22 protein-coding genes, 2 rRNA genes, 1 pseudogene and 1 riboswitch are annotated in these 26,864 nt (G+C 72.7%); of the genes and pseudogenes, 16 read left to right on the top strand and 9 right to left on the bottom strand.

The genetic code is table 11. From position 1 onward, the window contains the following. From AC2TEW_RS29390 to AC2TEW_RS29450, 13 genes are all read left to right on the top strand, one after another. Positions 1-93 (top strand): 23S ribosomal RNA (locus AC2TEW_RS29390); the annotation flags it as partial. 87 nt (positions 94-180) lie between these two features. Further along, positions 181-297, top strand: a 5S ribosomal RNA gene (gene rrf, locus AC2TEW_RS29395). Between the two features lie 97 nt (positions 298-394). After that, complete coding sequence (gene clsA, locus AC2TEW_RS29400; protein ID WP_484626392.1) at positions 395-1,006, top strand: cardiolipin synthase ClsA; 612 nt, start codon at positions 395-397, stop codon at positions 1,004-1,006. Positions 1,007-1,151: 145 nt separating this feature from the next. Beyond that, on the top strand, positions 1,152-3,647 hold the full coding sequence (locus AC2TEW_RS29405) for a mannose-1-phosphate guanyltransferase (protein ID WP_033825428.1): 2,496 nt from the start codon (positions 1,152-1,154) through the stop codon (positions 3,645-3,647). A 151-nt stretch (positions 3,648-3,798) separates the two neighbouring features. Further along, positions 3,799-4,887 (top strand): DUF881 domain-containing protein, encoded by a 1,089-nt coding sequence (locus AC2TEW_RS29410; protein WP_484626393.1) that lies wholly within the window; start codon positions 3,799-3,801, stop codon positions 4,885-4,887. Continuing rightward, positions 4,884-5,216 (top strand): small basic family protein, encoded by a 333-nt coding sequence (locus tag AC2TEW_RS29415; RefSeq protein WP_033825430.1) that lies wholly within the window; start codon positions 4,884-4,886, stop codon positions 5,214-5,216. Before AC2TEW_RS29410 ends, AC2TEW_RS29415 begins: the two co-directional genes overlap by 4 nt. 165 nt (positions 5,217-5,381) lie before the next feature. Continuing rightward, positions 5,382-6,371: a DUF881 domain-containing protein gene (locus tag AC2TEW_RS29420; RefSeq protein WP_484626471.1), complete on the top strand. Its 990-nt coding sequence runs from the start codon at positions 5,382-5,384 to the stop codon at positions 6,369-6,371. 181 nt (positions 6,372-6,552) lie between these two features. Further along, positions 6,553-7,449 carry a double zinc ribbon and FHA domain-containing protein gene (locus AC2TEW_RS29425; RefSeq protein WP_033825431.1) on the top strand — a complete coding sequence of 299 codons (897 nt, stop codon included), beginning with the start codon at positions 6,553-6,555 and terminating at the stop codon, positions 7,447-7,449. Between the two features lie 62 nt (positions 7,450-7,511). Further along, positions 7,512-8,255 (top strand): transcriptional regulator FtsR, encoded by a 744-nt coding sequence (gene ftsR, locus AC2TEW_RS29430; protein WP_484626472.1) that lies wholly within the window; start codon positions 7,512-7,514, stop codon positions 8,253-8,255. 132 nt (positions 8,256-8,387) lie between these two features. Next, positions 8,388-8,858 carry a bifunctional nuclease family protein gene (locus AC2TEW_RS29435; protein WP_033825432.1) on the top strand — a complete coding sequence of 157 codons (471 nt, stop codon included), beginning with the start codon at positions 8,388-8,390 and terminating at the stop codon, positions 8,856-8,858. Positions 8,859-9,155: 297 nt separating this feature from the next. Then, on the top strand, positions 9,156-9,842 hold the full coding sequence (locus AC2TEW_RS29440) for a MerR family transcriptional regulator (RefSeq protein WP_484626394.1): 687 nt from the start codon (positions 9,156-9,158) through the stop codon (positions 9,840-9,842). A gap of 301 nt (positions 9,843-10,143) precedes the next feature. Next, positions 10,144-10,842: a SanA/YdcF family protein gene (locus tag AC2TEW_RS29445; RefSeq protein WP_484626395.1), complete on the top strand. Its 699-nt coding sequence runs from the start codon at positions 10,144-10,146 to the stop codon at positions 10,840-10,842. A 90-nt stretch (positions 10,843-10,932) separates the two neighbouring features. After that, a complete protein-coding gene (locus AC2TEW_RS29450) occupies positions 10,933-12,348 on the top strand; it encodes a DNA polymerase IV (RefSeq protein ID WP_484626396.1) in 1,416 nt (471 codons plus the stop codon). Between the two features lie 322 nt (positions 12,349-12,670). Here AC2TEW_RS29450 and AC2TEW_RS29455 read toward each other — a convergent pair whose 3' ends face one another. The 3 genes and pseudogenes from AC2TEW_RS29455 to AC2TEW_RS29465 all read right to left on the bottom strand — a co-directional run. After that, complete coding sequence (locus AC2TEW_RS29455; protein WP_484626397.1) at positions 12,671-14,149, bottom strand: MFS transporter; 1,479 nt, start codon at positions 14,147-14,149, stop codon at positions 12,671-12,673. A gap of 196 nt (positions 14,150-14,345) precedes the next feature. Next, on the bottom strand, positions 14,346-15,089 hold the full coding sequence (locus AC2TEW_RS29460) for a YsnF/AvaK domain-containing protein (protein ID WP_484626473.1): 744 nt from the start codon (positions 15,087-15,089) through the stop codon (positions 14,346-14,348). 3 nt (positions 15,090-15,092) lie between these two features. Then, positions 15,093-15,518: pseudogene (locus tag AC2TEW_RS29465) on the bottom strand (PRC-barrel domain-containing protein); the annotation flags it as partial. 198 nt (positions 15,519-15,716) lie between these two features. Further along, a riboswitch (glycine riboswitch) is annotated at positions 15,717-15,822 on the top strand. A gap of 239 nt (positions 15,823-16,061) precedes the next feature. Between AC2TEW_RS29465 and gcvP the strand changes: the two are divergent. Then, the gene (gene gcvP / locus AC2TEW_RS29470) at positions 16,062-18,959 is read left to right on the top strand and encodes an aminomethyl-transferring glycine dehydrogenase (protein WP_484626398.1); all 2,898 of its coding nucleotides are present in this window, start codon (positions 16,062-16,064) and stop codon (positions 18,957-18,959) included. 132 nt (positions 18,960-19,091) lie between these two features. Here the strand turns inward: gcvP and AC2TEW_RS29475 are convergent, their stop codons facing one another. Continuing rightward, positions 19,092-19,283: a DUF5999 family protein gene (locus AC2TEW_RS29475; RefSeq protein WP_033825438.1), complete on the bottom strand. Its 192-nt coding sequence runs from the start codon at positions 19,281-19,283 to the stop codon at positions 19,092-19,094. A 335-nt stretch (positions 19,284-19,618) separates the two neighbouring features. Beyond that, positions 19,619-20,188 (bottom strand): hypothetical protein, encoded by a 570-nt coding sequence (locus AC2TEW_RS29480; protein ID WP_484626399.1) that lies wholly within the window; start codon positions 20,186-20,188, stop codon positions 19,619-19,621. Between the two features lie 364 nt (positions 20,189-20,552). Between AC2TEW_RS29480 and AC2TEW_RS29485 the strand changes: the two genes are divergently transcribed. Together AC2TEW_RS29485 and AC2TEW_RS29490 are read left to right on the top strand one after the other, a co-directional pair. After that, a complete protein-coding gene (locus AC2TEW_RS29485; RefSeq protein WP_484626400.1) occupies positions 20,553-22,052 on the top strand; it encodes a glutamate-cysteine ligase family protein in 1,500 nt (499 codons plus the stop codon). Positions 22,053-22,216: 164 nt separating this feature from the next. Next, positions 22,217-23,017 (top strand): CPBP family intramembrane glutamic endopeptidase, encoded by an 801-nt coding sequence (locus AC2TEW_RS29490; RefSeq protein ID WP_033825441.1) that lies wholly within the window; start codon positions 22,217-22,219, stop codon positions 23,015-23,017. A gap of 31 nt (positions 23,018-23,048) precedes the next feature. On the opposite strand, the gene AC2TEW_RS29495 is transcribed toward AC2TEW_RS29490, so the two are convergent. The 4 genes from AC2TEW_RS29495 to AC2TEW_RS29510 form a co-directional block, all read right to left on the bottom strand. Beyond that, complete coding sequence (locus tag AC2TEW_RS29495; RefSeq protein WP_484626401.1) at positions 23,049-23,873, bottom strand: PhzF family phenazine biosynthesis protein; 825 nt, start codon at positions 23,871-23,873, stop codon at positions 23,049-23,051. A 77-nt stretch (positions 23,874-23,950) separates the two neighbouring features. Beyond that, complete coding sequence (locus AC2TEW_RS29500; protein WP_484626402.1) at positions 23,951-24,502, bottom strand: HAD domain-containing protein; 552 nt, start codon at positions 24,500-24,502, stop codon at positions 23,951-23,953. Between the two features lie 72 nt (positions 24,503-24,574). Then, complete coding sequence (locus AC2TEW_RS29505; RefSeq protein ID WP_484626403.1) at positions 24,575-25,267, bottom strand: dienelactone hydrolase family protein; 693 nt, start codon at positions 25,265-25,267, stop codon at positions 24,575-24,577. 124 nt (positions 25,268-25,391) lie between these two features. Continuing rightward, the gene (locus tag AC2TEW_RS29510; RefSeq protein ID WP_484626474.1) at positions 25,392-26,726 is read right to left on the bottom strand and encodes a sugar porter family MFS transporter; all 1,335 of its coding nucleotides are present in this window, start codon (positions 26,724-26,726) and stop codon (positions 25,392-25,394) included. Positions 26,727-26,864 lie beyond the last annotated feature (138 nt).

Below are 26,864 nucleotides of genomic sequence, written 5' to 3' on the forward strand. Positions count from 1 at the left end.
GGCTCCCAGTAGACGACTGGGTTGATAGGCCGGATATGGAAGCCTCGTGAGGGGTGGAGTTGACCGGTACTAATAGGCCGAGGGCTTGTCCTCAGACGCTCGCGTCCACTGTGTTGTTCTGAAACAACGACCCCACACCGCAGGTCACGTGGTGTGGTGCGGTTGACAGTTTCATAGTGTTTCGGTGGTCATAGCGTGAGGGAAACGCCCGGTTACATTCCGAACCCGGAAGCTAAGCCTCATAGCGCCGATGGTACTGCAGGGGGGACCCTGTGGGAGAGTAGGACGCCGCCGAACAACCTTTCAGAGAAGCCCCCCGCCTTCCCAGGCGGGGGGCTTTTTTGTTGTATGGTCAGTGCCGCACAAGTTGTCATGAGTACCAGGAGGCCCCCAGGTGGAGGTCCAGGAGACGCGAGTCCAGACCGACCGTGTCCTCACCATTCCCAACCTGCTGAGCATGGGCCGGCTGGTCGGGGTGCCGATCTTCCTCTGGCTGATCCTCTGGCCGGTGTTCGGCGGCCCGAACAACGACGGCTGGGCGATCGTCATCCTGATGCTGAGCGGGGTGAGTGACTACCTCGACGGCAAGCTGGCGCGCCGCTGGGGTCAGATCAGCCGGCTGGGGCAGATCCTGGACCCGGCCGCGGACCGCCTGTACGTCCTGTCGACGCTGATCGGGCTGACCTGGCGCGAGATCCTCCCCTGGTGGGTGACGGCGATCCTGCTCGCGCGTGAGCTGTTCATCGGCTCCCTGCTGCCCGTCCTGGCCCGCTACGGGTACGGGCCGCTCCAGGTGAGCTTTCTGGGCAAGGCGGCAACGTTCAATCTGATGTACGCCTTCCCGCTGCTGCTGCTGGGGACCGGGACGAACTGGTTCGAGCGGACGGCGGAGGCGGTGAGCTGGGCGTTCATCTGGTGGGGCACGGTGCTCTACTGGTGGGCGGGCATCCTGTACGCGGTGCAGGCGCGGCAGATCGTGCGGGCCGCGCGGGCCGCGGCGGTCTGACCCCGCCGGCCGGGCCTCAGGTGGCCCGGCGAGAGGTTTCACACGGCTCGCACGGTGCGTCGGACGGTTTGATCCGGGTAGACAAGCTCTTGAACGGTTTGATGGATCCACAGGGTTCACCACCGAGAAGGAGGACGCACCCGCAATGAAAGCCGTTGTGATGGCAGGCGGGGAGGGCACCCGCCTCCGCCCGATGACCTCGAGCATGCCCAAGCCGCTCCTACCGGTCGCCAATCGGCCGATCATGGAGCATGTGCTTCGGCTGCTCAGGAAGCACGGCCTCTCGGACACCGTCGTCACGGTGCAGTTCCTGGCCTCCCTGGTCAAGAACTACTTCGGTGACGGCGAAGACCTGGGTATGCACCTCACCTATGCCAACGAGGAAGTCCCGCTGGGCACCGCGGGCAGTGTGAAGAACGCCGAGGACGCGCTCAAGGACGATTCCTTCCTGGTGATCTCCGGGGATGCGCTGACCGATTTCGATCTCTCCGAGCTGATCGCATTCCACCGGGCCAAGGGCGCGATCGTCACCGTGTGCCTGACCCGGGTGCCCAATCCGTTGGAATTCGGTATCACGATCACTGACGACGAGGGCCGGGTCGAACGCTTCCTGGAGAAGCCGACCTGGGGCCAGGTGTTCTCGGACACGGTGAACACCGGTATCTATGTGATGGAGCCCGAGGTCTTCGACTACGTGGCGGCCGGCGAGTCGGTCGACTGGTCGAGCGACGTCTTCCCACAGCTGCTGAAGGAGGGCAAGCCGGTCTTCGGGTACGTCGCCGAGGGCTACTGGGAGGACGTCGGCACCCACGAGAGCTATGTGAAGGCGCAGGCGGACGTCCTGGAGGGCAAGGTCCAGGTCGAGCTGGACGGGTTCGAGATCTCGCCCGGGGTGTGGATCGCCGAGGGTGCGGAGGTCGACCCGGAGGCCGTCCTGCGGGGGCCGCTCTACATCGGCGACTACGCGAAGGTCGAGGCCGGGGTCGAGCTGCGCGAGCACACCGTGCTGGGCAGCAACGTGGTCGTCAAGCGCGGGGCGTTCCTGCACAAGGCGGTGGTCCACGACAACGTCTACATCGGGCCGCAGTCCAACCTGCGGGGCTGTGTGGTCGGCAAGAACACGGACGTGATGCGGGCCGCCCGGATCGACGACGGGGCGGTGATCGGCGACGAGTGCCTGATCGGCGAGGAGTCGAACATCGCCGCCAACGTCCGGGTGTACCCGTTCAAGACGATCGAGGCCGGTGCGTTCGTCAACACCTCGGTGATCTGGGAGTCGCGCGGGCAGGAGCACCTGTTCGGGGTGCGCGGGGTGTCGGGCGTGCTGAACGTCGAGATCACCCCGGAGCTGGCGGTGCGGCTGGCCGGGGCGTACGCGACGACGTTGAAGAAGGGCGCGACCGTCACCATCGCGCGTGACCACTCGCGGGGTGCGCGGGCGCTCAAACGGGCGATGATCTCGGCGCTGCAGACCAGCGCGATCGACGTCCGGGACCTGGAGAACGTACCGATGCCGGTCGCCCGGCAGCACACCGCCCGGGGCAGCGCGGGAGGCGTCTTCCTGCGGACCACGCCGGGGGTGCCGGACTCGCTGGACATCCTGTTCTTCGACGAGCGGGGCGCCGACCTGTCGCAGGCCGGGCAGCGGAAGCTGGACCGGGTGTACTCGCGGCAGGAGTTCCGGCGCGCGTTCCCGGGCGAGATCGGCGATCTGCTGCACCCGGCCAGCGTCTTCGACTCGTACGCGACCAACCTGCTGAAGTCCATCGACATCAGCGGGGTCCGCGAGGCGGGGCTCAAGGTCGTGGTCGATGCCGCGCACGGCAGCGCCGGGCTCGTCCTGCCCAGCATCCTGGGCCGGCTCGGTGTGGAGGCGCTGACCGTCGACAGCGGCCTGGACGAGTCCCGGCCGACCGAGGACGCCGAGGAGCGGCGGGCGGCGCTGGCGCGCCTCGGTGAGCTGGTGGCCTCGTCCCGGGCGGCGTTCGGGGTGCGGTTCGACCCGGTGGGCGAGCGGGTGTCGTTCGTCGACGAGCTCGGGCGGGTGATCGACGACGACCGGGCCCTGCTGGTGCTGCTCGACCTGGTGGCGGCCGAGCGCCGGAGCGGGCAGGTCGCGCTGCCGGTGACCACGACCCGGATCGCCGAGCAGGTGGCGGCGTACCACGGCACGCAGGTGACGTGGACCTCCACCTCGCCGGACGACCTGGCCAAGGCGGCCGCGGCCGAGGGCACGGTGTTCGGTGGCGACGGGCGCGGCGGCTTCGTGGTGCCCGAGTTCAGCGGCGTGCTGGACGGTGCCGCGGCGTTCGTGCGGCTGGTCGGGCTGGTGGCCCGTACGCAGCTCACGCTGAGCCAGATCGACGCCCGGATCCCGCAGGCGCACATCCAGCGCCGGGACGTCGCCACCCCGTGGGCGGCGAAGGGCATGGTCATGCGGTCGGTGGTGGAGGCGGCCGGGTCCCGGCGGCTGGACACCACGGACGGCGTGCGGGTGGTGGAACCGGACGGCCGGTGGACGCTGGTGCTGCCGGACCCGGCCGAGGCGGTCACCCACCTGTGGGCCGAGGGGCCGGACGACCAGGCCGCCCAGCAGCTGCTGGACGAGTGGGGTGCGGTCGTGGACTCCGCGGGCCGGTAGCCGGTAGCCGGATGGCAGGCCGACGGGGTGGCGGGCACGGCGCCCGCCACCCCGTCGGCCTGCCCGGGATGTCACGATCCGGTACGGATCGGGGCGCTGCGGGCCGGGGGTAGGTCGTACGCCGGCTGGGGGACATGGGACGATGTCCCGCATGCCAGCAACGCCGACGCCGAGTGACCGGGACGGACGCTTCACCCGTCCGGACGCCTCGATGTCCCTGCTGACCACCGTGATGGACCACAGCCTGGACGACGGGTACGCCGAGGCGGCCCGGGCCCTGGGGGTGGAGGGACGCAGCCGGCTGCCGTCCTCGCTGCGCGGCCGGCTGACGCTGGCCCTCGGGCTCGCCCTGGCGGCGACCGTGGTGACCGTGGGGGCGGTGACCTCGCACGAGGCCGAGCCGACGCTCGCCAAGGAGCGGGACGCGCTGGTGCACCGGATCAAGGACGCGACCGGCGGGGCGGACAGCCTGCAGCGCCAGGTCGGCGACCTGCGCGACCAGGTCGACACGGCCCAGCAGGACGCGCTGCGGGCCGGTGGGGACGGCGGACTGGCCGCGCTGGCGGCCGGGACCGGCACCGGTGAGATGACCGGTCCGGGGGTGAAGCTGGTGATCGAGGACGCCAACAGCTCGGCCGGCGGCGGCAACATCAGCAACCCGCGGGACGCCGACGGCTTCCGCAACTCCGGCCGGCTCAGGGACCACGACCTGCAGCTGGTGGTGAACGGTCTCTGGCAGTCCGGCGCGGAGGGAATCTCGGTCAACGGGCAGCGGCTCACCGCACTGTCCGCGATCCGGGCGGCCGGAGACGCGATCCTGGTGGACAACCGGCCGCTGGTGCCGCCGTACACCGTGCTGGCGGTGGGCGACGGCGCGAAGCTCGCCAAGACCTTCCAGGACAACGAGGCCGGCCGCTACCTGCGGATCATCGAGGACAGCTACGGCATCAAGTCGAGCCTGTCGGTGCAGAAGAAGCTGCAGCTGCCGGCCGCGCTGGGTGTGACGCTCCGGTTCGCCCGGCCCGACGTGCCCGAGGCCTCGCCCTCGCCGTCGTCCTCGGCCTCCGGATCGCCGTCATCCCCGGCATCGCCGTCGCCCTCGCCGTCCCCGTCGCCCTCCGCGTCTTCCTCGCGATCTGCCGGCCCGCCGCCGGCGAAGTCGACGAAGGCCGCCAAGCCGTCCGGTACCAAGAACGCCACCGCATCGTCCACCGCAGGGACAGGAGCTCCAACACCGTGATTGCCGTACTGGGTCTCGTGATCGGCGTGGTCGTCGGCCTCTTCGTGCAGCCGGAGGTCCCCGACGCCGTGGTGCCCTACCTGCCGATCGCGGTGGTGGCGGCACTGGACGCGGTGTTCGGCGGCGTGCGGGCGATGCTGGACGGGATCTTCAACGACAAGGTCTTCGTGGTCTCGTTCCTGTCGAACGTGGTGGTCGCGGCGCTGATCGTGTTCCTGGGCGACCAGCTCGGGGTCGGCTCGCAGCTGTCCACCGGCGTGGTGGTGGTGCTCGGCATCCGAATCTTCTCCAACGCGGCGGCCATCCGTCGGCACGTGTTCAGGGCGTAGGGAGCGCAAGGCGTGAACAAGGACGACAAGCGCGGCGTGCGGCCCGACCTGCCCGATGAGCTGCCGGGCGAGCTGCCGGGTGAGCTTCCGGCTGAGCTTCCCGAGGGTGGCGCGGTACGGGGTTCGGAGCACCGGCCGGGGCCGGAGCCGGAGCAGGGCGGGGCCGTGGAGGCCGTCGCGCCCACCGGGTCCGCCGCGAGCGGGCCGGGCGCGGGGGCCGAGGAGGTTCCGGAGGCGGAGCCGTCCGCGGTTGCCGCGACCGCCGAGCGGCCGGAGCCGGCGGCGAAGCCCGCGGAGCCGCAGCGGTCCGAGCAGGCGCAGCAGCCCGAGCGGTCCGAGCAGCCCGAGCAGTCGGGGGAGCCTGCGGATTCCGGGGCCGACACGCCCGGGAAGCAGGACGAGTCGGACGGGCCGGACGGACCGGATGCGGCTGCCGACGGGCGCCGGCGGCTGCGGTCCGCACTGTGGCCGCTGCGGATCTCCCGCGGCCAGCTGGTGGTGGCCGTCCTGCTGTTCTCGCTCGGGCTGGCGCTGGCCATCCAGGTCAGGTCGACCAACGACCACGATCAGCTCCGGGGCGCCCGCCAGGAGGATCTTGTCCGGATCCTCGACGAACTGGACAGCCGTCAGCAGCGTCTCCAGCAGGAGAAGACACAGCTCGAGCAGTCCATGGCCCAGTTGGAGAACTCCTCCAACCAGGCCAAGGAGGCGCAGGAGCAGACCAGGAAGAAGGCCGCGGAGTTGGGTGTGCTGGCCGGTACGGTCAGAGCGACCGGCCCGGGGATCGTACTGACCATCGACGATCCCCAAGGGCAGGTGAAGGCAGATATGCTGCTGGACACCCTGCAGGAACTCCGAGCGGCGGGGGCGGAGGCGATTCAGATCAACGATGTTCGAGTGGTGGCGGGTACCTACTTCACCGACGCGTCGTCCGGTGGCGTGCAGATCGACGGCAAGGATGTGTCGCAGCCGTTCCGGTTCACCGTGGTCGGCAATCCGCAGGACCTGACGCCCGCCCTGAACATCCCGGGCGGCGTGGTGCGGACGCTGGAGAACCATCAGGCCCGCGCCACCATCACCCAGCAGCAGAAGGTCGTCGTCGACGCGCTCGCGGTGCCCAGGCAGTTGCAGTACGGCAAGCCGGCGGCGAAGTGACGGGGCGGATTCCGGACGCGTCGTCAGTTCCTGTCAGGACCCGGTGGCGGCCGACCGTGGACGGTCGGTCACACTGGGACACAGCACTTGCTCGGTACCGGCCCGATCCCGGGTGCACGACCGTTCCGAGCCTCTCACCCTGCCCCGCGGGCGGGTCTGTCACACACAAGGGGATTCGCCCGTGAGTTTCTTCGCAAAGCTCTTCGGCCGCAGCAACCGTCGCGACGTGGCGGTCGAGGCGCCCACGGCGCGGCACCGCCGCGACGAGGAATCCGGCGTGCCGGGCATGCGGCCCGCGCCGGAGGCGGACCAGTACGCGGCGCAGCAGCGCCCGATGTTCCGCGAGGACAATGCGACCCAGGGCGCGGGCATCCCCACCGACGGCTTCGGTACGGCGTACGGCGCGTCGGTTGATTCGGCGGGCGCCGCGCGCATAGGTTTCCCGACAGGACCCTCAACCTCTGGTGGAGGGTTCGCCCCGGATCCCTACGCCGGGCACGTCCAGCCGGGTGTGCCGCGCCAGGAGGCTGTGAACATGGCCGGCTCCGCTCCGTGTCCGCGCTGCGGCAACCAGAACCCGGTGACGGCCCGGTTCTGCTCGAACTGCGGTACGCCGCTGCGGGCCGGGGTGCACCCGGAGGGGGCGGCCGAGACCACCTCGACCATCACCATCTCGGGTCTGGAGTCGTACGACCCCAACGCCACCAGCACCGGTGCGACGCCGGCGCTGTCGCCCGAGGTGCTGGCCGCGATCGACGCGCTGCCGCCGGGCTCGGCGCTGCTGATCGTCCAGCGCGGTCCGAACTCGGGCAGCCGGTTCCTGCTGGACTCCGACGTGACCACGGCGGGGCGCCACCCGCAGGGGGACATCTTCCTGGACGACGTGACGGTCTCGCGCCGGCACGTGGAGTTCCGCCGCCGTCAGGACGGTGGCTTCTCGGTCGCCGACGTGGGCAGCCTGAACGGCACCTACGTCAACCGGGAGCGGATCGACGAGGTCGCGCTGAACAACGGCGACGAGGTCCAGATCGGCAAGTACCGGCTGGTGTTCTTCGCCGGCCACTACCGGGGGTACTGACCACGACTTCGGCTGGAGCCCGAGTGACCGCTAACACTCCCACCCTCGTCGGCTCCTCGCCCGTGCCCGCCTCGCGGCGTACGGGCGAGGCGCGGCGGCGGGGCGACGAACGTTCGAGCATCGGCGCCGTACTGGCCTTCCTCCGGGACGACTTCCCGGAGGTGACCATCTCCAAGATCCGTTTCCTGGAGGCGGAGGGCCTGGTGGAGCCGCAGCGGACCCCCTCGGGCTACCGGAAGTTCAGTGCCGCGGACGTCGAGCGGCTGGCGTACGTGCTGCGGATGCAGCGGGACCACTACCTGCCGCTGCGGGTGATCCGGGAGCACCTGGACGCCATCGAGCGCGGTGAGCAGCCGCCGGCCCTGCCGACGCCGGAGAACCGGCCCGGGCCGATGGAGGAGGCCGACCGCGAGCTGGTGGCCGCGGCCTCGTCCGGGCTCGGGGTGCGGCTGGGCCGGGCGGAGCTGCTGGCGGCGGCCGAGGCGGGTGAGCCGGAGCTGGCCGAGTGGGAGTCGTACGGGCTGGTCTCGGCGGGCCCGGACGGCGGTTTCGACGGTGAGACGCTGCAGATCGCCCGGCTGGTGGCCGAACTCGGCCGGTACGGCCTGGAGCCGCGGCACCTGCGGGCGATGAAGGCGGCGGCCGACCGGGAGGTCGCGCTGGTGGACCAGGTGGTCGCCCCGCTGCGGCGCCACCGCAATCCGCAGACCCGGGCGCACGCGGAGACGACGGCGCGGGAGCTGGCCACCCTGTCGGTGCGGCTGCACGCGGCGATGGTGCAGGCCGGGCTGCGTGCGAAGGCGTAGTGCGGGGCGAAGGCCCGGTGCGGGCCCGGGGCGGGTTCCGGTGCTGCCGGTGGGGGAGCGGGTGCGGCGGGAATCGGCCAGCGCGGACCGGCTGCGCTTTCATATCGGCGGTGTGGGCCATAGGGTTGCCATGTGAATGAGCTCGACGTCGTGGGTGTCCGGGTGGAGATGCCGTCCAACCAGCCGATCGTGCTGCTGCGGGAGGTCGGGGGCGATCGGTATCTGCCGATCTGGATCGGCCCGGGAGAGGCGACCGCGATCGCCTTCGCCCAGCAGGGCATGACGCCGGTGCGGCCGCTGACGCACGACCTGTTCAAGGACGTGCTGGACGCGCTGGGCCACCAGCTCACCGAGGTGCGGATCAACGACCTGCGGGAGGGCGTGTTCTACGCCGAGCTGGTGTTCGCCGGCGGGGTCGAGGTGAGCGCCCGGCCGTCCGACGCGATAGCGCTGGCGCTGCGGACCGGTACGCCGATCTACGGGAGCGAGGAGGTCCTCGCCGAGGCCGGGATCTCGATCCCGGACGAGCAGGAGGACGAGGTCGAGAAGTTCCGCGAGTTCCTGGACCAGGTCTCGCCGGAGGACTTCGGGGGCCAGCAGTAGCGTCGGGGGTCGGCGGGAGGGGTGCGGGGGTGCCCGGCCGGTCGGTGTCCGGCGGGTTCTCCGGGTGCTGATTCCTTATCCGCGGCCGGGGGTGTCCGCAAGTCGTGGAGGGCCGAGCCCGTGGTCCTGCCCAGGTTTGGGCCACGCAAAACCACTCGGTTGAGTGACATTGGCGGTGACCCCCGGCGTGGCGATCGTTGACGGGTCTCTGGCGACTGCTTACCGTCAGGGATGGCTCCGCTTGGTTGGGCCACCCGGGGCCGGGACGGCCCGTACCAGCAGTGGACGGAGGTTGGCATGAGCGGCACCGGCGATGATCTGGCCGCCGGGGGCCTGTGCGCCGTGCACCTCCCGCGCAGCGGGCGCAGTCTCATCCCGCGCCCCTGGAGTGCCGAGACGGCCCAGACCCCGGAACCCGAGCTGCCCAGAGTGGGGCGCTTTCCCGCCGTGCAGGCGGGCCAGCCGGCGATCGAGCGGCTGGCACCGACCTCGGCGCTTGTGGGTTACCGCGGGCCGACGGCCTGTGCGGCCGCCGGGATCACCTACCGGCAGCTGGACTACTGGGCGCGGACGGGCCTGCTGGAGCCGAGCGTGCGTTCCGCGTACGCGGCGGGCGCGCAGCGGTTGTACAGCTTCCGCGACATCCTGATGCTCAAGATCGTCAAGCGGCTGCTGGACGCCGGGGTGTCGCTGCAGAACATCCGGGTGGCCGTCAGCCACCTGCAGTCCGCCGAGCCGGCCGACTTCGCGGGGCTGACCCTGATGTGCGACGGCGCGACGGTGTACGAGTGCACCTCGCCGCAGCAGATGGCGGACCTGCTGGGCCGCGGCCAGGGGATGTTCGGCATCGCGGTCGGCGCGGTCGGCAAGGAGCTCGAGGCGGCCCTCGGCCGCCTGCACGGCGAGCGCACCGACACCGGGGAGACCCTGGTCGGGAACGACCCCATGGACGAGCTGGCGCAGCGGCGCAACCGCGCGGGTTAGGCTGCGCGGGAGACGACCGCGAGGGGCCCGGACGGGGAACCGTCCGGGCCCCTCGGCGCGTCGGGGCAGGTGGATCGATCAAGGTACGGACCAGGGCGGGGGCAAGGCCGGCATGAAGGTGGCGAAACGGCGCCGGGCGGAGCGGACCCAGGGGGAGGGGACCCTGGCGGACGGCGGGTCCCCGGCCGCGGCCGGGACCTCGTCGCGGGCGGCCCGGGCCCGGTGGGTGCCGGCCGCGCTGCTGGGTAAGGTCCGGCTGCCGCGGATACAGGTGCCGCGGATACAGGTGCCGCGGATACAGGTGCCGCGGATACAGGTGTCGCGGATCCGGGTGCCGGGGGCCGGGAGCAGGACCGGGCGCCGGCGCTGGTTCCAGGCCGGTGTGCTGCTGACCGTGGTCGCGACCGGCCCGTCCACCTGGCTGTGGGCGGGGGAGAGCGACCGGGTGGGCACCGTGGCGAGCGCGCCGAGCGCCCCGGTCGCGGTGGTGTTCGGCGCCGGCCTGTTCGACGGCGAGCCCTCGCCGTACCTGGCCCACCGGCTGGACGCGGCGCTGGCGCTCTATCAGCAGCACAAGGTGCAGGCGATCCTGGTGACCGGCGACAACAGCCGGACGGACTACGACGAGCCGGACGCCATGCGGCACTACCTGATCCAGCGGGGTGTACCGGAAATCCGGGTGGTGGGCGACTACGCGGGCTTCGACACCTGGGACTCCTGCGCCCGGGCGCGGCAGATCTTCGGGGTCGACCGGGCGGTGCTGGTCAGTCAGACCTTCCACGTGCGCAGGGCGCTGGCGCTGTGCCGGGCGGCGGGCATCGACTCGTACGCGGTCGGCGTGGACGAGTGGCACGACGCGACCTGGTTCTACGGCGGGCTCCGGGAGATCCCGGGGGCGGGCAAGGCGGCGCTGGACGCCTGGCTGCAGCCCGACCCGCAGTTCCTCGGCCCGCGCGAGGCCGGGGTCGACCGGGCGCTGGCGGACGCGGCGGCGGGCTGAGCCGGTCGTGGCGGCCCCGCGCGGGCGGTTCGAGCGCCGGCCGTCCCGTGGCTCGAACGGAATGTCAGAGCCCTGCGGGATGATCGACGGGTGCGGACAGTGCCGAGCATCATCCACCTCGACATGGACGCCTTCTTCGCCGCGGTGGAGCAGGCGGCCAAGCCGAGCCTGCGCGGCAAGCCGGTGGTGGTCGGCGGGCTCGGCGGCCGCGGGGTGGTGTCCACCGCCTCCTACGAGGCGCGCAGGTTCGGCGTGCACTCGGCGATGCCGATGGCGCAGGCACGCCGGCTCTGCCCGAACGCGGCCTTCCTGACCGGCCGGTTCGAGGCGTACCGGTGGGCCAGCGACATCGTGATGGGCCTGCTGCGCGAGCGCTCGCCGCTGGTCGAGCCGCTCAGCCTGGACGAGGCCTTCGTGGACCTGGAGGCGGGCCCGTACGGTCCGGCGCTGGCCGCGGCGGGCCCGGCCGAGGGGAACGAGCTGGTGCTGGCGCTGGCAGAGGACCTGCGGGCCGACATCCTGGAGCGGACCGGCCTGACGGCCTCGGTCGGCGCGGCCGGGTCGAAGCTGATGGCGAAGATCGCCTCGGAGCAGGCCAAGCCGGACGGCCTGGTGCTGGTGGAGGTCGGTTCCGAGCAGGCGGTGCTCAGCCCGATGCCGGTCCGCGCGCTGCCGGGCGTCGGTCCCGCCACCGAGCAGGTGCTGCGGCGGGTGGGGCTCACTACGGTCGCCGATCTGGCGGCGGCGGGGCTGGAGGAGCTGGTGCAGCTGCTCGGCCGGGCGCACGGCGCCGGGGTGTTCCAGATGTCGACAGGTCTCGACGAGCGGGCGGTGGTCGCGGACCGGGACGCCAAGTCGGTGTCGGTCGAGGACACCTTCGAGGTCGACCTGGCCGACCGGGACCGGATCATGCACGAGATCGACGTGCTGGCCGCGCGCTGCGTGGGCCGGCTGCGGGCGACCGGGCGGTCGGGCCGCACGGTGGTGCTCAAGGTCCGCCGCTTCGACTTCTCCACCCTGACCCGTTCGGAGACGCTGCGCGGGCCGACCGACGACCCGGAGGTGATCGCGTCCACCGCCAGACGGCTGGCGATGCAGGTGGACACCACCGGCGGGGTCCGGCTGCTCGGGGTGGGGGTCGCCCAGCTGGCGGACTACACCCAGGAGGACCTGTTCGCGCAGGCGGTCCGGGAGGCCGCCGAGGCCCAGGAGCGCGCCGAGGCCGAGGAACGGGCCGAGGCGCAGGGCGCCGGCCTGCACGCCGTGCCGCAGGTGGTCCGGGAGGCACCGGCCGCTGAGCCGGAGCCCGAGCCGGAGGCGGTGCGTCGCTGGTGGCCGGGCCAGGACGTGACGCACGAGGAGTACGGCCCGGGCTGGGTGCAGGGCAGCGGGGTGGGACGGGTGACGGTCCGGTTCGAGACCCCGGACAGCCCGCCCGGGCGGGTGCGCACCTTCTCCGTCGACGACCCGGCGCTGCAGCCCTCCGCCGCGCTGCCGCTGCGCTGAGCTGCGCCTGCGCCGGGCCGGCGCTGCGTCGAGCTTCGCCTGCGCTCACCCGCCGCTGCCGCGGCGCTGAACTGAGCGGTGGTGCCCCTGGTCGCGCTGCTGCTGGCCGGAACTGCGCGTGTGCCGAGCCGCCGCGCCCGGCTACGCCCGCGCTCACCCGACGCCGCGCCGCCGGGCGGGGTGCGGGTACGACGACGGCCCCGCACCCGTCCAGGTGCGGAGCCGTCGGTCGGCCGGGGCCGGGGTGGTCGCGATGCCCTCGTCGACCCACCGGGGCCCGGTCTCCTCGCGCCCCGTCCCGAGCGCGAGGGGGGACGCCTCGTCAGGCGTCGGTCTTGGCCAGCGCGGGGCTGGGGGCGGCCGCCTCGACGGGCGTGGTGGCCGGCTTGATGGTGCGGATGGCGAACGGGACGGCGGCGGCGATCAGGCACATCACGCCGGCGGTCCAGAACGCGTGCTTGTAGGCGTCCAGGGTGGGCAGCAGCACCGGGATCGGCAGGCCCTTGATGGTGTCGCCGGTCAGGATGGCGCCCATCACGGCGGTACCGACGGCGCCGCCGACGGTGCGCAGCACCGCGTTCATGCCGTTGGCGATGCCGCTCTGCTCGATCGGCACGGCGCCGTTGATGTAGGCCGGCATCGCGGCGTAGGCGAGGCCGACGCCGAGGCCGAACACGGCGGAGGCGGTGTAGATGTCGCCCTCGGCGCTGTGGCGGACGGCGAGGTAGACCATGGCGGCCGCGCCGAGCACGCCGCCGAGCACCAGCGGCAGGCGCGGGCCGCGGCGGGCGATCAGCAGGGCGCCGACGGGGGCGGCGACCATCGAGCCGACGGCGGACGGCAGCAGCATGACGCCGGCGTGCAGCACGGTGGCGGTGAAGCCGTAGTGGGCGAGCTTCTCCGGGGTCTGCGCGAAGTTGCTGATCACCAGGAAGGAGCCGTACATCCCGAAGCCGATGAGCAGGCCGGAGATGTTGGTGAAGGCGACGGCCGGGCGGGACATCATCTTCATGTCGACCAGCGGGTGGCTGACCTTGGTCTCGATGATGATCCAGACCAGGGCGACGACAGCGGCGACGGCGAACAGGCCGAGGGTCTTGTTGGAGGTCCAGCCCCAGTTGTTGCCCTGGCTGACGGCGACCAGCAGCGCGGAGAGCCAGCCGGCCAGGGTGAGCGCGCCGAGCGGGTCGGCGCCGCCCTCCTTGTCGACGACCGGGTCCTTGGGCACCCGCAGGGCGACCAGGGCGACCGCGATCAGACCGAAGATCAGGCCCATCCAGAAGATGGACTTGTAGCTCCAGTGCTCCAGCAGCAGGCCGGTGGCGACCAGGCCGAGGCCGCTGCCGACGCCCATCGAGGCGCTGATCGCCGCGACGCCGCCGGTGACCTTCTCCCGGGGGAGCTCGTCACGGACGATGCTGATGGCCAGCGGCAGCACGCCACCGCCGGCGCCCTGCAGGACGCGGGCGACGACCAGCCAGGTGAAGGAGTGGGTGCCGACGGCGAGCGCGGAACCGGCCACCAGGCCGGCCAGCGAGACCAGCAGCATCGGCTTGCGGCCCCGCAGGTCGCCGAAGCGGCCGAGCAGCGGGGTCAGGACGGCGGCCGAGAGCAGGTTGGCCGTCATCAGCCAGGTGATGTTGGAGCCGGAGACGTTCAGTTCCTTGGCCAGCGAGGGCAGGATCGGGACGACTGCGGTCTGCACCACGCTGAACGCCAGCATGGCCAGCACCAGGGCGGGGAGCACCCGGGCGCTGGTCGGCTTGTCGGCCGTGATGGTGGGCTGAGATGCCTCACTCACGGTTCTTCCTCCGGTTCTGGCTGCCCGAGCTCAGTGCTTCAGGCGAGAGATAGTGAATCGAATGAAGTAACCATGCCGCTGAATAGTTCACTGTGTCAAATATCGATCGCTGAAGCTTCGGCAGCGCGGAGGTCCCGCCCCCGCGGCGGCGGGGACGGGACCTCGGTGGCGGGCGGCCGGCGCGGACCGCGGCGGCTCAGGACGGCCGCAGCGGCTCCGGCCGCAGGGAGGGCTCGGCGGGCCGCTGCACCGGCCCGACCGGCGGCGGCACCGGAGGATTCGTGGCCGACGTGCTGTCGTGGATCTCCACCTGCTCGCGGCGCAGCTCCTCGCGGATCACCTCCTCCTCGGTGTACCGCTCCACCACCAGGCGCACCCGCTCGATCGGGGCCAGGTACTTGCGCACCACCGCCCGCTCCTCGCGCAGGGTCACCTCCTCCATCCCCTCGACGATCTCCTGCTCGCTGAGCGACGCCCGCTCCGCCTCGGTCACCGGCACCCGCTCCACCCGGACCCGCTCCCGGACCACCGGCACCTTGCGCTCCACCGGCTCGCTGGTCACGTACTTGCGCAGCCGCGCGGTCCCCAGCACGTGCCACTCGGTGGTGATGTCCAGCCGCTCCTCGCGGCAGGTGATCTCCACCGGCCCGCTCGGCGCGCTGGACGCCGGGCCCGCCGGCTGCTGCGCCGCGCCCGGCATCCTGGTGTCGCCCTGGGCGTCGTGGTGGTTGGACGGCTGCGGGGCCGCGGACTGCGGCGGGCCGTGCTGGGTGGTCGCCTGGTGGGCGGCCAGCGGGGAGCCGAGCTGCATGGTCGGCGGGTCCTCGGCGGGTGCCGCCTGCGGCGCCGGGGCCGGGGCGGAGGCCGGCGGCGCCATCGGGGCGGCGGCGTGCGGGGCGAACGGCGCGGCGTTGGTCGTGCCCGGCTCGGGCGCGGTCATCGTCTGCGGCGAGGAGGAGACCTTGCCGAAGTCCCGGTCCTTGCTGCGGTCGGCGGCCACGGCGGCGGCCGCCGCGGCCGAACCGTTGGTCGCCGACGGCGGCGGCGGGGTGCCGCCGCCCGCGTCCAGCCCGTAGTAGCGGTAGAGCTGCAACTCCTGCGCGGGCGAGAGGTGCTGGCCCACCCCGAAGTCCGGGGACTCCTTGATCAGCGACTTGTCGTACGGGACCCGCAACTCGTCGCCGGCGAACTCGCTGGTGGTCAGCGGGACGAAGGCGTCCCGGCCGAAGATCCCGGTCCGCACCGCAGCCCACTCGGGCTCCCCGGTCGCGTCGTCGAGATACACCTCGTCGACCGTACCGATCTTGTCACCGTTCCGGTCGACCGCCTTGTGTCCGATCAGGTCGCGCGGATCGATATCGGTCTGCACGCTGTCCTCCAGTCCGCCTGCTCCTGACCAGTCCGTCGGGGGGCGGTCGGAGGAGCTGGCCGCCCGCCACTTCACACGAAAAGCCATCAATCGGACGTGGGCGACCCGGGCGCCGCCGTCCGGGGAACGGCAGTGCGGACCGGCCGCCCCTGGCCCGTGATCCGCGGGAATCTCGCTGGTACCCTGGGCGGCGACCGCCGAGCCCGCTCGGGAGAGTCCCTGGGCCCGCCGCGGCGGGCGTCCAGGGCGCCGAAGGAGCAACTCCTCCCCGGAATCTCTCAGGCACCCGTACCGTGTGGGACAGGTCACTCTGGAAAGCAGGGCAGGACCGCCGGCGCGGGAGCCGACGGCACCACCCTCACCGACGGTGCAAGCCGACAGGTGGCCCTCCGGGCCGCCCGTGCGGGCGAAGCTCTCAGGTCCCGATGACAGAGGGGGAGGCCTGTCGGGTTCGTGCGCTCATGGTCCCCGCCGCCCAGCGGCGGTGCAGGCCGGTCGGCGCCCGCACCCCAGCCGGTCATCGACCAGGAGGCCTCGACCCCCATGAACGCCCAGCCGACCCACGGTCGCCGCAGCGACGCCACCCTCGCCGAACTCGAGCTGGCCAGCCCCTTCGAGACCCGCCACATCGGCCCCGACGCGGCCGCCCAGGAGAAGATGCTGGCCCACGTCGGCTACGCCTCCCTGGACGAGCTGTCCGACGCCGCCGTGCCCGACACCATCAAGAGCCTCACCGCGCTCGGCCTGCCGGCCGGCCGCAGCGAGGCCCAGGTGCTCGCCGAACTGCGCGAGCTGGCCGACCGCAACCAGGTCCTCACCTCGATGATCGGCCTCGGCTACTACGGCACCTTCACCCCGCCGGTGATCCTGCGCAACGTGCTGGAGAACCCGGCCTGGTACACCGCCTACACCCCGTACCAGCCGGAGATCTCCCAGGGCCGCCTGGAGGCGCTGCTCAACTTCCAGACCCTGGTCTCCGACCTGACCGGCCTGGACACCTCCGGCTCCTCGCTGCTCGACGAGGGCACCGCCGCCGCCGAGGCGATGGCGCTGGCCCGCCGGGTCACCAAGGTCAAGGGCGGTGTCTTCCTGATCGACGCCGACACCCTGCCGCAGACCGTCGCGGTGATCGAGACCCGCGCCGTGCCGACCGGCGTCGAGGTGGTCGTCGCCGACCTGTCCGACGGCATCCCGGCCGAGATCGCCGAGCGCGGCGTCTTCGGCGTGCTGCTCCAGTACCCCGGTGCCTCCGGCGCGGTCCGCGACCTCGCACCGCTGATCGAGCAGGCGCACGGCCTCGGCGCGGTCGTCGCGGTCGCCGCCGACCTGCTGGCGCTGACCCTGCTGAAGTCGCCGGGCGAGCTCGGCGCCGACATCGCCTGCGGCACCTCGCAGCGCTTCGGCGTGCCGATGGGCTTCGGCGGCCCGCACGCCGGCTACCTGGCCGTCCGCGCCCAGTACGCCCGCAACCTGCCCGGCCGCCTGGTCGGCGTCTCGGTCGACCGCGACGGCAACCGCGCCTACCGCCTGGCCCTGCAGACCCGCGAGCAGCACATCCGCCGCGAGAAGGCCACCAGCAACATCTGCACCGCCCAGGTGCTGCTCGCCGTGATGGCCTCCATGTACGCCGTCTACCACGGCCCCGACGGCCTGGCCGACATCGCCCGCCGCACCCACCGCTACGCCGCCGCCCTCGCCGAGGGCCTGACGGCCGGCGGCGTGGAGCTCGTCCACGGCGCGTTCTTCGACACCGTCACCGCCCGCGTCCCCGGCCGTGCCGCCGAGGTGGTCGCCGCCGCGGCCGAGGCCGGTGTCAACCTGTTCAAGGCCGGCGCCGACACCGTCTCGATCTCCTGCGACGAGACCACCACCCGCGAGCACCTGGCCGCCGTCTGGGCCGCCTTCGGCCTGAAGGACACCGAGGTCGCCGAGGCCGCCGACACGCTGCCCGCCGCCCTGCTGCGCGAGGACGAGTACCTCACCCACCCGGTCTTCCACAGCCACCGCTCCGAGACCGCCATGCTGCGCTACCTGCGCCGCCTGTCGGACCGCGACTACGCGCTGGACCGCGGCATGATCCCGCTGGGCTCCTGCACCATGAAGCTCAACGCGACCACCGAGATGGAGCCGGTGACCTGGCCCGAGTTCGGCCAGCTGCACCCCTTCGCCCCCGCCGAGCAGGTCCAGGGCTTCCTCAGCCTGATCCACGGCCTGGAGCAGCAGCTGGTCGAGGTGACCGGCTACGACGCCGTCTCCATCCAGCCCAACGCCGGCTCCCAGGGCGAGCTGGCCGGCCTGCTCGCCGTCCGCGCCTACCACCTGGCCAACGGTGACGCCCAGCGCGACGTCTGCCTGATCCCGTCCTCCGCGCACGGCACCAACGCCGCCTCCGCCGTGATGGCCGGCATGCGGGTCGTCGTGGTCAAGACGCTGGTCGACGGCGACGTGGACGTCGAGGACCTCAAGGCCAAGATCGAGCTCCACCGCGACCAGCTCTCGGTGCTGATGGTCACCTACCCGTCCACCCACGGCGTGTACGAGACCGAGATCACCCAGATCTGCGCCCTGGTGCACGAGGCCGGCGGCCAGGTGTACGTCGACGGCGCCAACCTGAACGCCCTGGTCGGCCTCGCCAAGCCGGGCAAGTTCGGCGCCGACGTCTCGCACCTGAACCTGCACAAGACCTTCTGCATCCCGCACGGCGGCGGCGGCCCCGGCGTCGGCCCGGTCGCGGTCCGCGAGCACCTCGCGCCGTACCTGCCCAACCACCCGCTGCAGGCGGAGGCGGGCCCGGCCACCGGTGTCGGCCCGATCTCGGCCGCCCCCTGGGGCTCGGCCGCGATCCTGCCGATCTCCTGGGCGTACGTGCGCCTGATGGGCGGCGAGGGCCTCAAGCGCGCCACCCAGGTCGCGGTGCTGAACGCCAACTACATCGCCAAGCGCCTGGCCCCGCACTACCCGGTGCTCTACACCGGCCCCGGCGGCCTGGTCGCGCACGAGTGCATCATCGACCTGCGTCCGCTCACCAAGGAGACGGGCGTCAGCGTCGACGACATCGCCAAGCGCCTGATCGACTACGGCTTCCACGCCCCGACCATGTCCTTCCCGGTGGCCGGCACGCTGATGATCGAGCCCACCGAGTCCGAGGACCTGCACGAGATCGACCGGTTCTGCGCCGCGATGATCGAGATCCGGGCGGAGATCGAGAAGGTCGGCTCGGGTGCCTGGCCCGCCGAGGACAACCCGCTGGCCAACGCCCCGCACACCGCCGCCACCATGGCCGGCGAGTGGGAGCACGCGTACTCGCGCCAGGAGGCGGTCTTCCCGGCCGGCGTCAACCCGGCCGACAAGTACTGGCCGCCGGTGAGCCGGATCGACGGCGCGTACGGCGACCGCAACCTGGTCTGCTCCTGCCCGCCGCTGGACGACTACGGCGTCTGATCCACCCAGGCCCGGGCCACCGCGTCCGGGCCGCCTGGCGGATCGGCAACGGAAGGGCCCCGGAGGATCACATCCTCCGGGGCCCTTTCCCGTGGTTCACCCGGCGGGGCAGCAGGGCCGCCGGGCAGCCGCTCAGGCGGCGAAGGCCAACGGGCGGTGCGGGGCGATCACCCGGCCGTCGGGCAGCAGCTCGCCGGTGTCCTCGAAGAGCAGGACGCCGTTGCACAGCAGGCTCCACCCCTGGTCCGGGTGGAGCGCGACGGGGACGGCCGCCTCGCGGTCGGGGGAGTCGGCGGTAGGACACTCAGGACGGTGCTGGCACATCGTTGTACCCTCGCTTCGGTCGCGATCCACACCCGCCGCACGGCCACCCCCCTGGGCGCCGCCCTGCCGGCGGATCCTGCCGGCCGGTCCAGGTGTGAACCGGCCGCGCAACGGGTAGGACAGCAGGTCCTCCGTGCTGGTTCCCAGTGTCGGCCCCCGGTGGCCGCCGCGCAGCCATTTCGTGACGTGCGCCACAGATCGGAAGCGTAGACCACCCGACCGGCGGCCGTGCCCGCCCCCGGAATGCCGGACGGGCCATCGCCCACTGGCCCGAACCGGTCAGTGGGTGATGGCCCGTTGGGGTGGTGACGGCGGACGCCGCCCGCCGGACCCGGTCAGGAGCCCCCGAGCAGGGCCGGCGCGGCCACCGGTGCGCGGCCCAGCGCCCCGAGCAGTTCGGCGGCGGGGTACACCCGGTGCGCGGTGACCCCGACCGGGGCCGGGGCGAGCGGGATGATCAGGTCCTCGGCGGCGGACGGGCCGTGCAGCCACAGCGCCGTGGCGTAGTGGCCCGGCATCGACAGCAGCCGCGGCTGGTGCTGGGCGGGCGCCGCGTGCGCCAGCTGCCAGGCCTGCCGCAGCGCGCGCAGCGTCGAGTCCGGGTAGGGGCCCGCGGTGAAGTGGGAGAAGGCGTGCCCGGCAGGGGTTTCGACCACCTCGGCCGAGGCCGCGAACTCACCGGCCCCGTTCTTGATCAGGAACCGCCACCCGGTGCGCCTGGCCTCGGCCGGGCTCGCCCCGGGCCGCTCCAGCACGTACACCGCCAGGGGATGGACGGGCAGCAGCGGGCCGGGGCCGTGGCGCAGGACGGAGGCGGCCGGCTGTCGGAGCCCGGCCTCGGAGTCCAGGGCGGCCAGGACGGCGCGCAGGGCACCGGGCGGGGGCTGAGGGGTCTGCAGGGTCATGGTGAGTCGCCTCTCCGTGCGAGATCGGCGTGCGAGTGCGGCATACCGGCATGGCGTCGATGTGGCGGGGCCTGGGCCGTGTCCGGTTGGGCATGATCGCGGTGCGTGCGCGGGCCCGCCGTCGACCAGCCGGTGTCGGCTGAGGGGTCGAATGCGGGCGACCGGGCCGGGGCGCAGTGCGAATTCTACTCGAACAGGTGCGCAGGGTGACCTTCTTATCACGTTCAGTGGCGTGGTGCAAGTTGGGGTGTTGCTGAAAGAGGGTCAGGAATCTTGTCCCGACGGCACGTTCGAACGGCCGGGCTATCGATCTTCCGGATGGGCATATTGCTTGCACCGTCGACCGAGGGGGAGGGGAGGACCCATGGGCGAGAAGGTCGTGGCGACCCGAGCGGAACTGTCCGACCGGCAGCTGTACCGCCGCAAACTCCAGTCCTGTCTGGACGTGCTGGAACGGATGCTGCGCGAGCAGCGGTTCGACCGGCCGCGGGCCATGATGGGCCTGGAGATCGAGCTCAACCTGGTGGACGAGCAGGGGCTGCCGGTGCTGGGGAACTCCCGGGTGCTGCAGTCGATCGCGTCCGCCGACTTCCAGACCGAGCTCGGCCAGTTCAACGTGGAGGTCAACATCGCGCCGCGGCGCCTGGGCGGCCACGTGCTGGAGGACCTGCGCGAGGAGATCGACACCGGCCTGCGGTACGCCGACCGCAAGGCGGCCGAGGTCGGCGCCCGGATCGTGATGGTGGGCATCCTGCCGACGCTCGACCTGGACCACACCGGGCTCGAGGCGATGTCCCACAACGACCGCTACACCCTGCTGAGCGACCAGATCCTGGCCGCCCGCGGCGAGGACATCGCGCTCGACATCGAGGGGGTGGAGCACCTCGCGGTGGAGTCGGTGTCGATGGTCGCGGAGGCCGCCGCCACCTCGCTGCAGCTGCATCTGCAGGTGACCCCCGAGCGGTTCGCGCCGGTGTGGAACGCGGCCCAGGCGATCTCCGCCGTCCAGTTGGCGCTCGGCGCCAACTCGCCCTTCCTGTTCGGGCGCGAGCTGTGGCGCGAGACGCGCCCCGTCCTGTTCCAGCAAGCCTGTGACACCCGTTCGGCGGAGCTCAAGGCGCAAGGAGTGCGCCCCATAACCTGGTTCGGCGAGCGCTGGGTGGATTCGGTGCTCGACCTGTTCGCCGAGAACCTGCGCTACTTCCCCGCCCTGCTGCCGATCTGCGACGACGAGGACCCGGCCAAGGTGCTGGCCTCCGGCGGGGTGCCGAGGCTCGCCGAGATGCGGCTGCACAACGGCACCATCTACCGCTGGAACCGCCCGGTCTACGACATCGCCGACGGCGTCGCCCACCTGCGGGTGGAGAACCGCTGCCTGCCGGCCGGCCCGACGGTCGCCGACACCCTGGCCAACGCGGCCTTCTACTACGGGCTGGTCCGGGTGCTCGCCGAGCAGCCCAGGCCGGTCTGGAACCGGCTGCCGTTCGCCCGGGCCGACGAGAACTTCCACACCGCCGCCCGGTACGGCATCGACGCGGTGCTGCACTGGCCGGGCCGCGGCCGCGCCGGGCGGGCGGTCGCACCGGTGGCCGCCACCGACCTGGTCCTCGGCGAGCTGCTGCCGCTGGCCCATCAGGGCCTGGACGAGTGGGGCGTCGAACCGGCCGACCGGGACCGCTACCTCGGGATCATCGAGCAGCGCTGCCTGCGGCGGACCAACGGCGCGTCCTGGCAGGCCGCCACCGTCCACCTGCTGCGCGAGCAGTACGGCATGGACCCGGGTGCCGCCATCGCCGCGATGACCCGGCGCTACCTGGAGCACATGCGCGGCGGCGAACCGGTGCACACCTGGCCGGTGGGCTGACCGGCCCGGCCGCCGGGGTCCGGGCGACCGGGCGCGGCGGGGCGCGGCGCCCGGGGCCGGGTTCTCATCCGGCTGTGGAAGGATGATCGGCCCGGAGGCCGGTCGGGTCGCCGGGCCCCGCCGGACCACCTCCGCGGGGCGGGGTACCGCGCGCTGGAGACCAGGTGACGACCGCTTCGACCGAGCCCGACCCGCAGGCCGAGGAGGCCGCCGGCGCCCGCCGGCTGCTGGCCGTGGAGCTGCTGATCGTCCTGGGGCTGTCGCTCGGGGCCAGCGGGATCTCGTCCGCGATCAGCTTCGTGGGCTCGCTGACCGAACCGGCCGCGCTCGGCCACCAGGTGGCCGTGCTGAACGGTTCCCGGGCGCCCGGGCGGCCCTGGCTGGACCTCGCCTGGCAGCTGTTCTACGTCGCGCGCGGGCTGATGCCGGTCGTCCTGGTCGGCTACCTGCTGGTCCGCGAGGGCAGCTCGCTGCGGGTGCTCGGCTTCGACCTCACCCGCAAGCTCTCCGACCTCGGGCGCGGGCTGGCGGTGGCCGCCGCGATCGGCGGCACCGGCCTCGGCCTGTACCTCGCCGCGCACGCGGCCGGGGTCAACCTGGCCGTGGCGCCGTCCGGCCTGCCCGACGTGTGGTGGCGGATCCCGGTCCTGGTGGCCTCCGCCTGGCAGAACGCCATCCTGGAGGAGGTGGTCGTCCTCGGCTACCTGGTGCGCAGGCTGCGGCAGTTGGGCTGGGCCTGGCCGTCGGTGATCGCGACCAGCGCGGTGCTGCGCGGCTCGTACCACCTGTACCAGGGGGTCGGCGGGCTGGTCGGCAACATGGTGATGGGCGTGGTGTTCTGCCTGCTGTACCGCCGCTGGGGCCGGGTGATGCCGCTGGTGGTGGCGCACGCGCTGATCGACACCGTCGCGTTCGTCGGGTACGCGCTGCTCGCGGGCCACGTCAGCTGGCTGCCCACCGGCTGACCCGGGCCGGGGCCGGCGGCGCCCGCCCGGCTCAGACCGCGGGCAGCGCCTGCAGCGCGCCGTCCAGGACGGTGACGGCCCGCCCGGCCAGCAGCACCCGGTCGCCGGCCACCTCGCAGCGGACCAGCCCGCCGCGCGGCGAGGCCTGGTAGCCCGTCACCTTGGACCGGCCGAGCCGACCGGCCCAGTACGGCGCGAGCGCGGTGTGCGCGCTCCCGGTGACCGGGTCCTCGGGGATGCCGACGGCCGGCGCGAAGAAGCGCGAGACGAAGTCGTAGCCGGATCCCGGGTCGTCGGCGGGTGCGGTGACCAGGACGCCGCGCACCGGCAGCCGGGTGAGCGCGCCGAGGTCCGGCGACAGCGCGCGGACGGCGTGCTCGCTGGGCAGCAGCACCAGGTGGTCGGCGAGGGCGCCGGTCTCGAAGGCGGCGAGCACCGGCCGGCCGAGCGCCTCCTCGATGCCGGGCAGGGTGTCCACCGGCAGGTGCGGGTTGGCGGGGAAGTCCAGGGTGATCGTGCCGTCGGCCTCGGGGAGCGCGCGCAGCAGCCCGCCGCGGGTGTCGAAGCGGACCCAGCCCTCACCGAGCAGGCCGTCCGAGTGGAGTGCGTGGACGGTGGCCAGGGTGGCGTGCCCGCACAGGTTGACCTCCTCGACGGGGGTGAACCAGCGCAGGCCCCAGTCGGCGTCGCCGCCGGGCAGCGGCAGGGCGAACGCGGTCTCCGAGAGGTTCATCTCGGCGGCGATCCGGCGCATCTGCTCGGGCTGCGGCCAGGCGGGTCCGTCGAGCAGGCAGACCGCGGCGGGGTTGCCGCTGAAGGGTCGGTCGGTGAAAGCGTCGATGATCCGGATTCGCATACGGCGAATCTATCCCTGACCGGTGCTTTTGCGACAATGCCAATCGGCATCGGGTGGCCTGGTCCCGGCCGCCGCCGTCACCCCGGGCCGCGGCCGCCGGCCCGCCCGCGCAGCGGGTTCGCGAGGTGCCGCAGGCCCGGCCGGGGCGGCCGGGCCAGCAGCCGGTCGACGTGCCGGCGCTGCAGGCCCTGCCCGGGGTCGACCCGCAGCAGTGTCCGGTCCCGCCGCGGGAGGGCCCGCCGCCGCAGGCTGCCCGGGATGATGTCGTCGATCCAGGCGAACGGCCGGCCGTCGGCGTAGCGGACGATCGGCGCCCACTTGCGCCCGGAGAACAGGTCCAGCAGCGGGACCCTGGGGTCGTCCGGCTGCGGCACGTACCCGGTGAACCGGACCACGGGCAGCTCGGGCAGGCCGAGCCGCGGGGAGATGTGGAGGTTGGCCTGCTCCTCCCAGGTGGTGGCCCAGACGAGTTGGTAGTGCCCGGCCAGTTCACGCAGCCACTCGCCGTGGCGCTGGGAGAGCAGCACCGGGTAGCCGAGCAGCTGGTGGCGGTCGAAGTGGTCGTCCGGGTCCGGGTGCGCGGGGTTGAGCACCCCGTCGACGTCGAGGAAGAGCAGCGGGTCGGGCACGGGCGTCCCTCCGTGGAGCGGCTGTCGCCCGCAGGGACGGCCGTGGTGGCCGCCCGGTTCCGCCGGTCGGGGTCAGCCCAGGTGGCCCCAGAGGAAGCTGAGGGTGCGCTGCCAGGCGATCCGGGCCTGCAGGGCGTCGTAGTGGCCGTTCGGGTCCTCGTCGTTCATGAAGGCGTGGCCGGCCGGGTAGAAGTGGATCTCGGGCCGCCGGTCGGTGGCCTCGCCGATCCGGATCGCGGCCTCGTCGACGGCGGCCGGCGGGTAGGAGCGGTCCTGTTCGGCGTAGTGCCCGAGGACGTGCGCGGTGAGGCCGCGGTAGTCGAAGTCCCGGTCCCGGGGCAGCCCGTAGAACGGGACCACCGCGGCCACCCGGTCGCCCTGCTGCGCGGCCAGCACGAGGGCGAGCCCGCCGCCCATGCAGAACCCGGTCACGCCGACCGCGTCGCCGACCACCTGGGGCTGCTCGAGCAGGAAGCCGACCGCGCCGGAGAGGTCCTGGGCGGCCTGCTCGGCGGGCAGTTCGGCGAGCATCCGGGCCGCCTCCTCGCGGTCGTGCGCGACGGCGCCGCCGTACAGGTCGGGGGCGAGCGCGACGAAGCCCTCGGCGGCGAAGCGGTCGACCAGGTCGGCGATGTGGCTGGTCAGCCCCCACCACTCCTGCACCACCAGGATGCCGGGGCCGACGCCTTGGGGCGGCAGCGCCAGGTAGCCGTGGGCGGTGTGCCCGTTGCTGGGGAAGGTGACGTTCTGCCGGGAACTGCCCATGACCTCTCCGTCGGGTGGGCCGCGTGCCGCGGCGGCCGGCGGGCGGCGGCTACGGCCCGCGGGTGCATGCTACTGATCGTGCGGCGCCGGTGTCCGGGATCCGCGCCACCCGGCCGACGGGGTGTCAGCCCATCTCCTCCAGCGCCTTGCCCTTGGTCTCCTTGATACAGAACGCGACGAACGGGATGGAGAGCAGCGCGAATACGGCGTAGATCACGTAGGTGGCCGACAGGTTCCAGTCGGCGAGGTCCGGGAAGGTGACGGTGATCGCCCAGTTGGCGATCCACTGCGCGGAGGCGGCCACCGAGAGGGCGAGCGCCCGGATCTTGTTCGGGAACATCTCGCCGAGCAGCACCCAGACCACCACGCCCCAGGAGAAGGCGAAGCAGAACACGAACACGTGGGCGGCCACCAGTGCGACCGTCGCGTAGGTGTCGTCCAGGGTCGCGGTGTCGCCGGTGCCCTGCCGGTAGGAGAACGCCCAGGCGGCGGTGCCCAGCGCGAGCGCCATGCCGGCGGAGCCGGCCAGGGCGAGCGGCTTGCGGCCGATCCGGTCGACCAGCGCGATGGCCACCACCGTGCCGACCACGTTGACGATCGAGGTGGAGAGGCTGATCAGCAGCGAGTTGCTCTCGTTGATGCCGACCGACTGCCACAGGAAGGAGGAGTAGTAGAAGATCACGTTGATGCCGACGAACTGCTGGAACACCGAGGCGCCGATGCCGACCCAGACGATCGGCAGCAGTCCGAACCGCCCGCCCAGCAGCTCCTTGAGCCGCGGCCGGTGCGAGGTGTTCAGGACCGCGCGGATCTCGGCGACCCGGGCGTCCAGGTCGACCCCCTCGCCCTCGACCTCGCGCAGCACCTTGCGGGCCTGGGCCTCCTTGCGGTTGGCGATCAGGAAGCGCGGGGACTCCGGGATGGCCAGCGCCATCCCGCCGTACACCAGGGCCGGGATGGTCTCCACGCCGAGCATCCACTGCCAGGCCTGGATCCCGCCGAGGTGGTTGGTGGAGTCGCCGCCGGCGGCCTGGTTGAGCGCGTAGTTGGCGAGCTGGGAGACGGTGATGCCGAGCACGATGGCCAGCTGCTGGAAGGACGCCAGCCGGCCGCGGTAGGCGGTCGGCGCGACCTCGGCGATGTAGGTCGGCGCGATCACCGAGGCGATGCCGATCGCGACACCGCCGACCACCCGCCACACCGCCAGCACCTGGATGCTGGGCGGGAACATCGAGCCCACCCCGCTGATCGCGAACAGCACCGCGGCCAGCAGCATGGTGCGGACCCGGCCGAACTGGTCGGCCAGCCGCCCGGCGACCACCGCGCCGCCCGCCGAGCCCAGCAGCGCGATGGCCACCACGAACGCGGTCTCGCCGTTGCCGACGCCGAAGTGCTTCTGGATGCCCGTCACCGCACCGTTGATCACGGCGCTGTCGTAGCCGAACAGGAAGCCGCCCATCGCGGCCGCGGCCGAGATGAAGACCACATGCCCCAGGTGGGCCTGGTCGGCGGGCTGGGGCTGGGTGGAGGTGGACAGGGCGCGCTCCCGGGATCCGGCGGCCCACCAGCTCGGCCGGGTGAACAGCAATCCTTGCCA

This window comes from Kitasatospora sp. NEAU-CNBT7 (genome assembly GCF_057220535.1).

Coding starts and splice junctions, on each gene's coding strand:
- AC2TEW_RS29480 (WP_484626399.1), bottom strand. CDS start 20,188: ATGACCCTGCAGACCCCTCAGCCCCCGCCCGGTGCCCTGCGCGCCGTC.
- AC2TEW_RS29460 (WP_484626473.1), bottom strand. CDS start 15,089: ATGACCGCGCCCGAGCCGGGCACGACCAACGCCGCGCCGTTCGCCCCG.
- gcvP (WP_484626398.1), top strand. CDS start 16,062: ATGAACGCCCAGCCGACCCACGGTCGCCGCAGCGACGCCACCCTCGCC.
- AC2TEW_RS29410 (WP_484626393.1), top strand. CDS start 3,799: ATGCCAGCAACGCCGACGCCGAGTGACCGGGACGGACGCTTCACCCGT.
- AC2TEW_RS29495 (WP_484626401.1), bottom strand. CDS start 23,873: ATGCGAATCCGGATCATCGACGCTTTCACCGACCGACCCTTCAGCGGC.
- AC2TEW_RS29510 (WP_484626474.1), bottom strand. CDS start 26,726: ATGGGCGGCTTCCTGTTCGGCTACGACAGCGCCGTGATCAACGGTGCG.
- AC2TEW_RS29475 (WP_033825438.1), bottom strand. CDS start 19,283: ATGTGCCAGCACCGTCCTGAGTGTCCTACCGCCGACTCCCCCGACCGC.
- AC2TEW_RS29485 (WP_484626400.1), top strand. CDS start 20,553: ATGGGCGAGAAGGTCGTGGCGACCCGAGCGGAACTGTCCGACCGGCAG.
- AC2TEW_RS29405 (WP_033825428.1), top strand. CDS start 1,152: ATGAAAGCCGTTGTGATGGCAGGCGGGGAGGGCACCCGCCTCCGCCCG.
- AC2TEW_RS29505 (WP_484626403.1), bottom strand. CDS start 25,267: ATGGGCAGTTCCCGGCAGAACGTCACCTTCCCCAGCAACGGGCACACC.
- AC2TEW_RS29440 (WP_484626394.1), top strand. CDS start 9,156: ATGAGCGGCACCGGCGATGATCTGGCCGCCGGGGGCCTGTGCGCCGTG.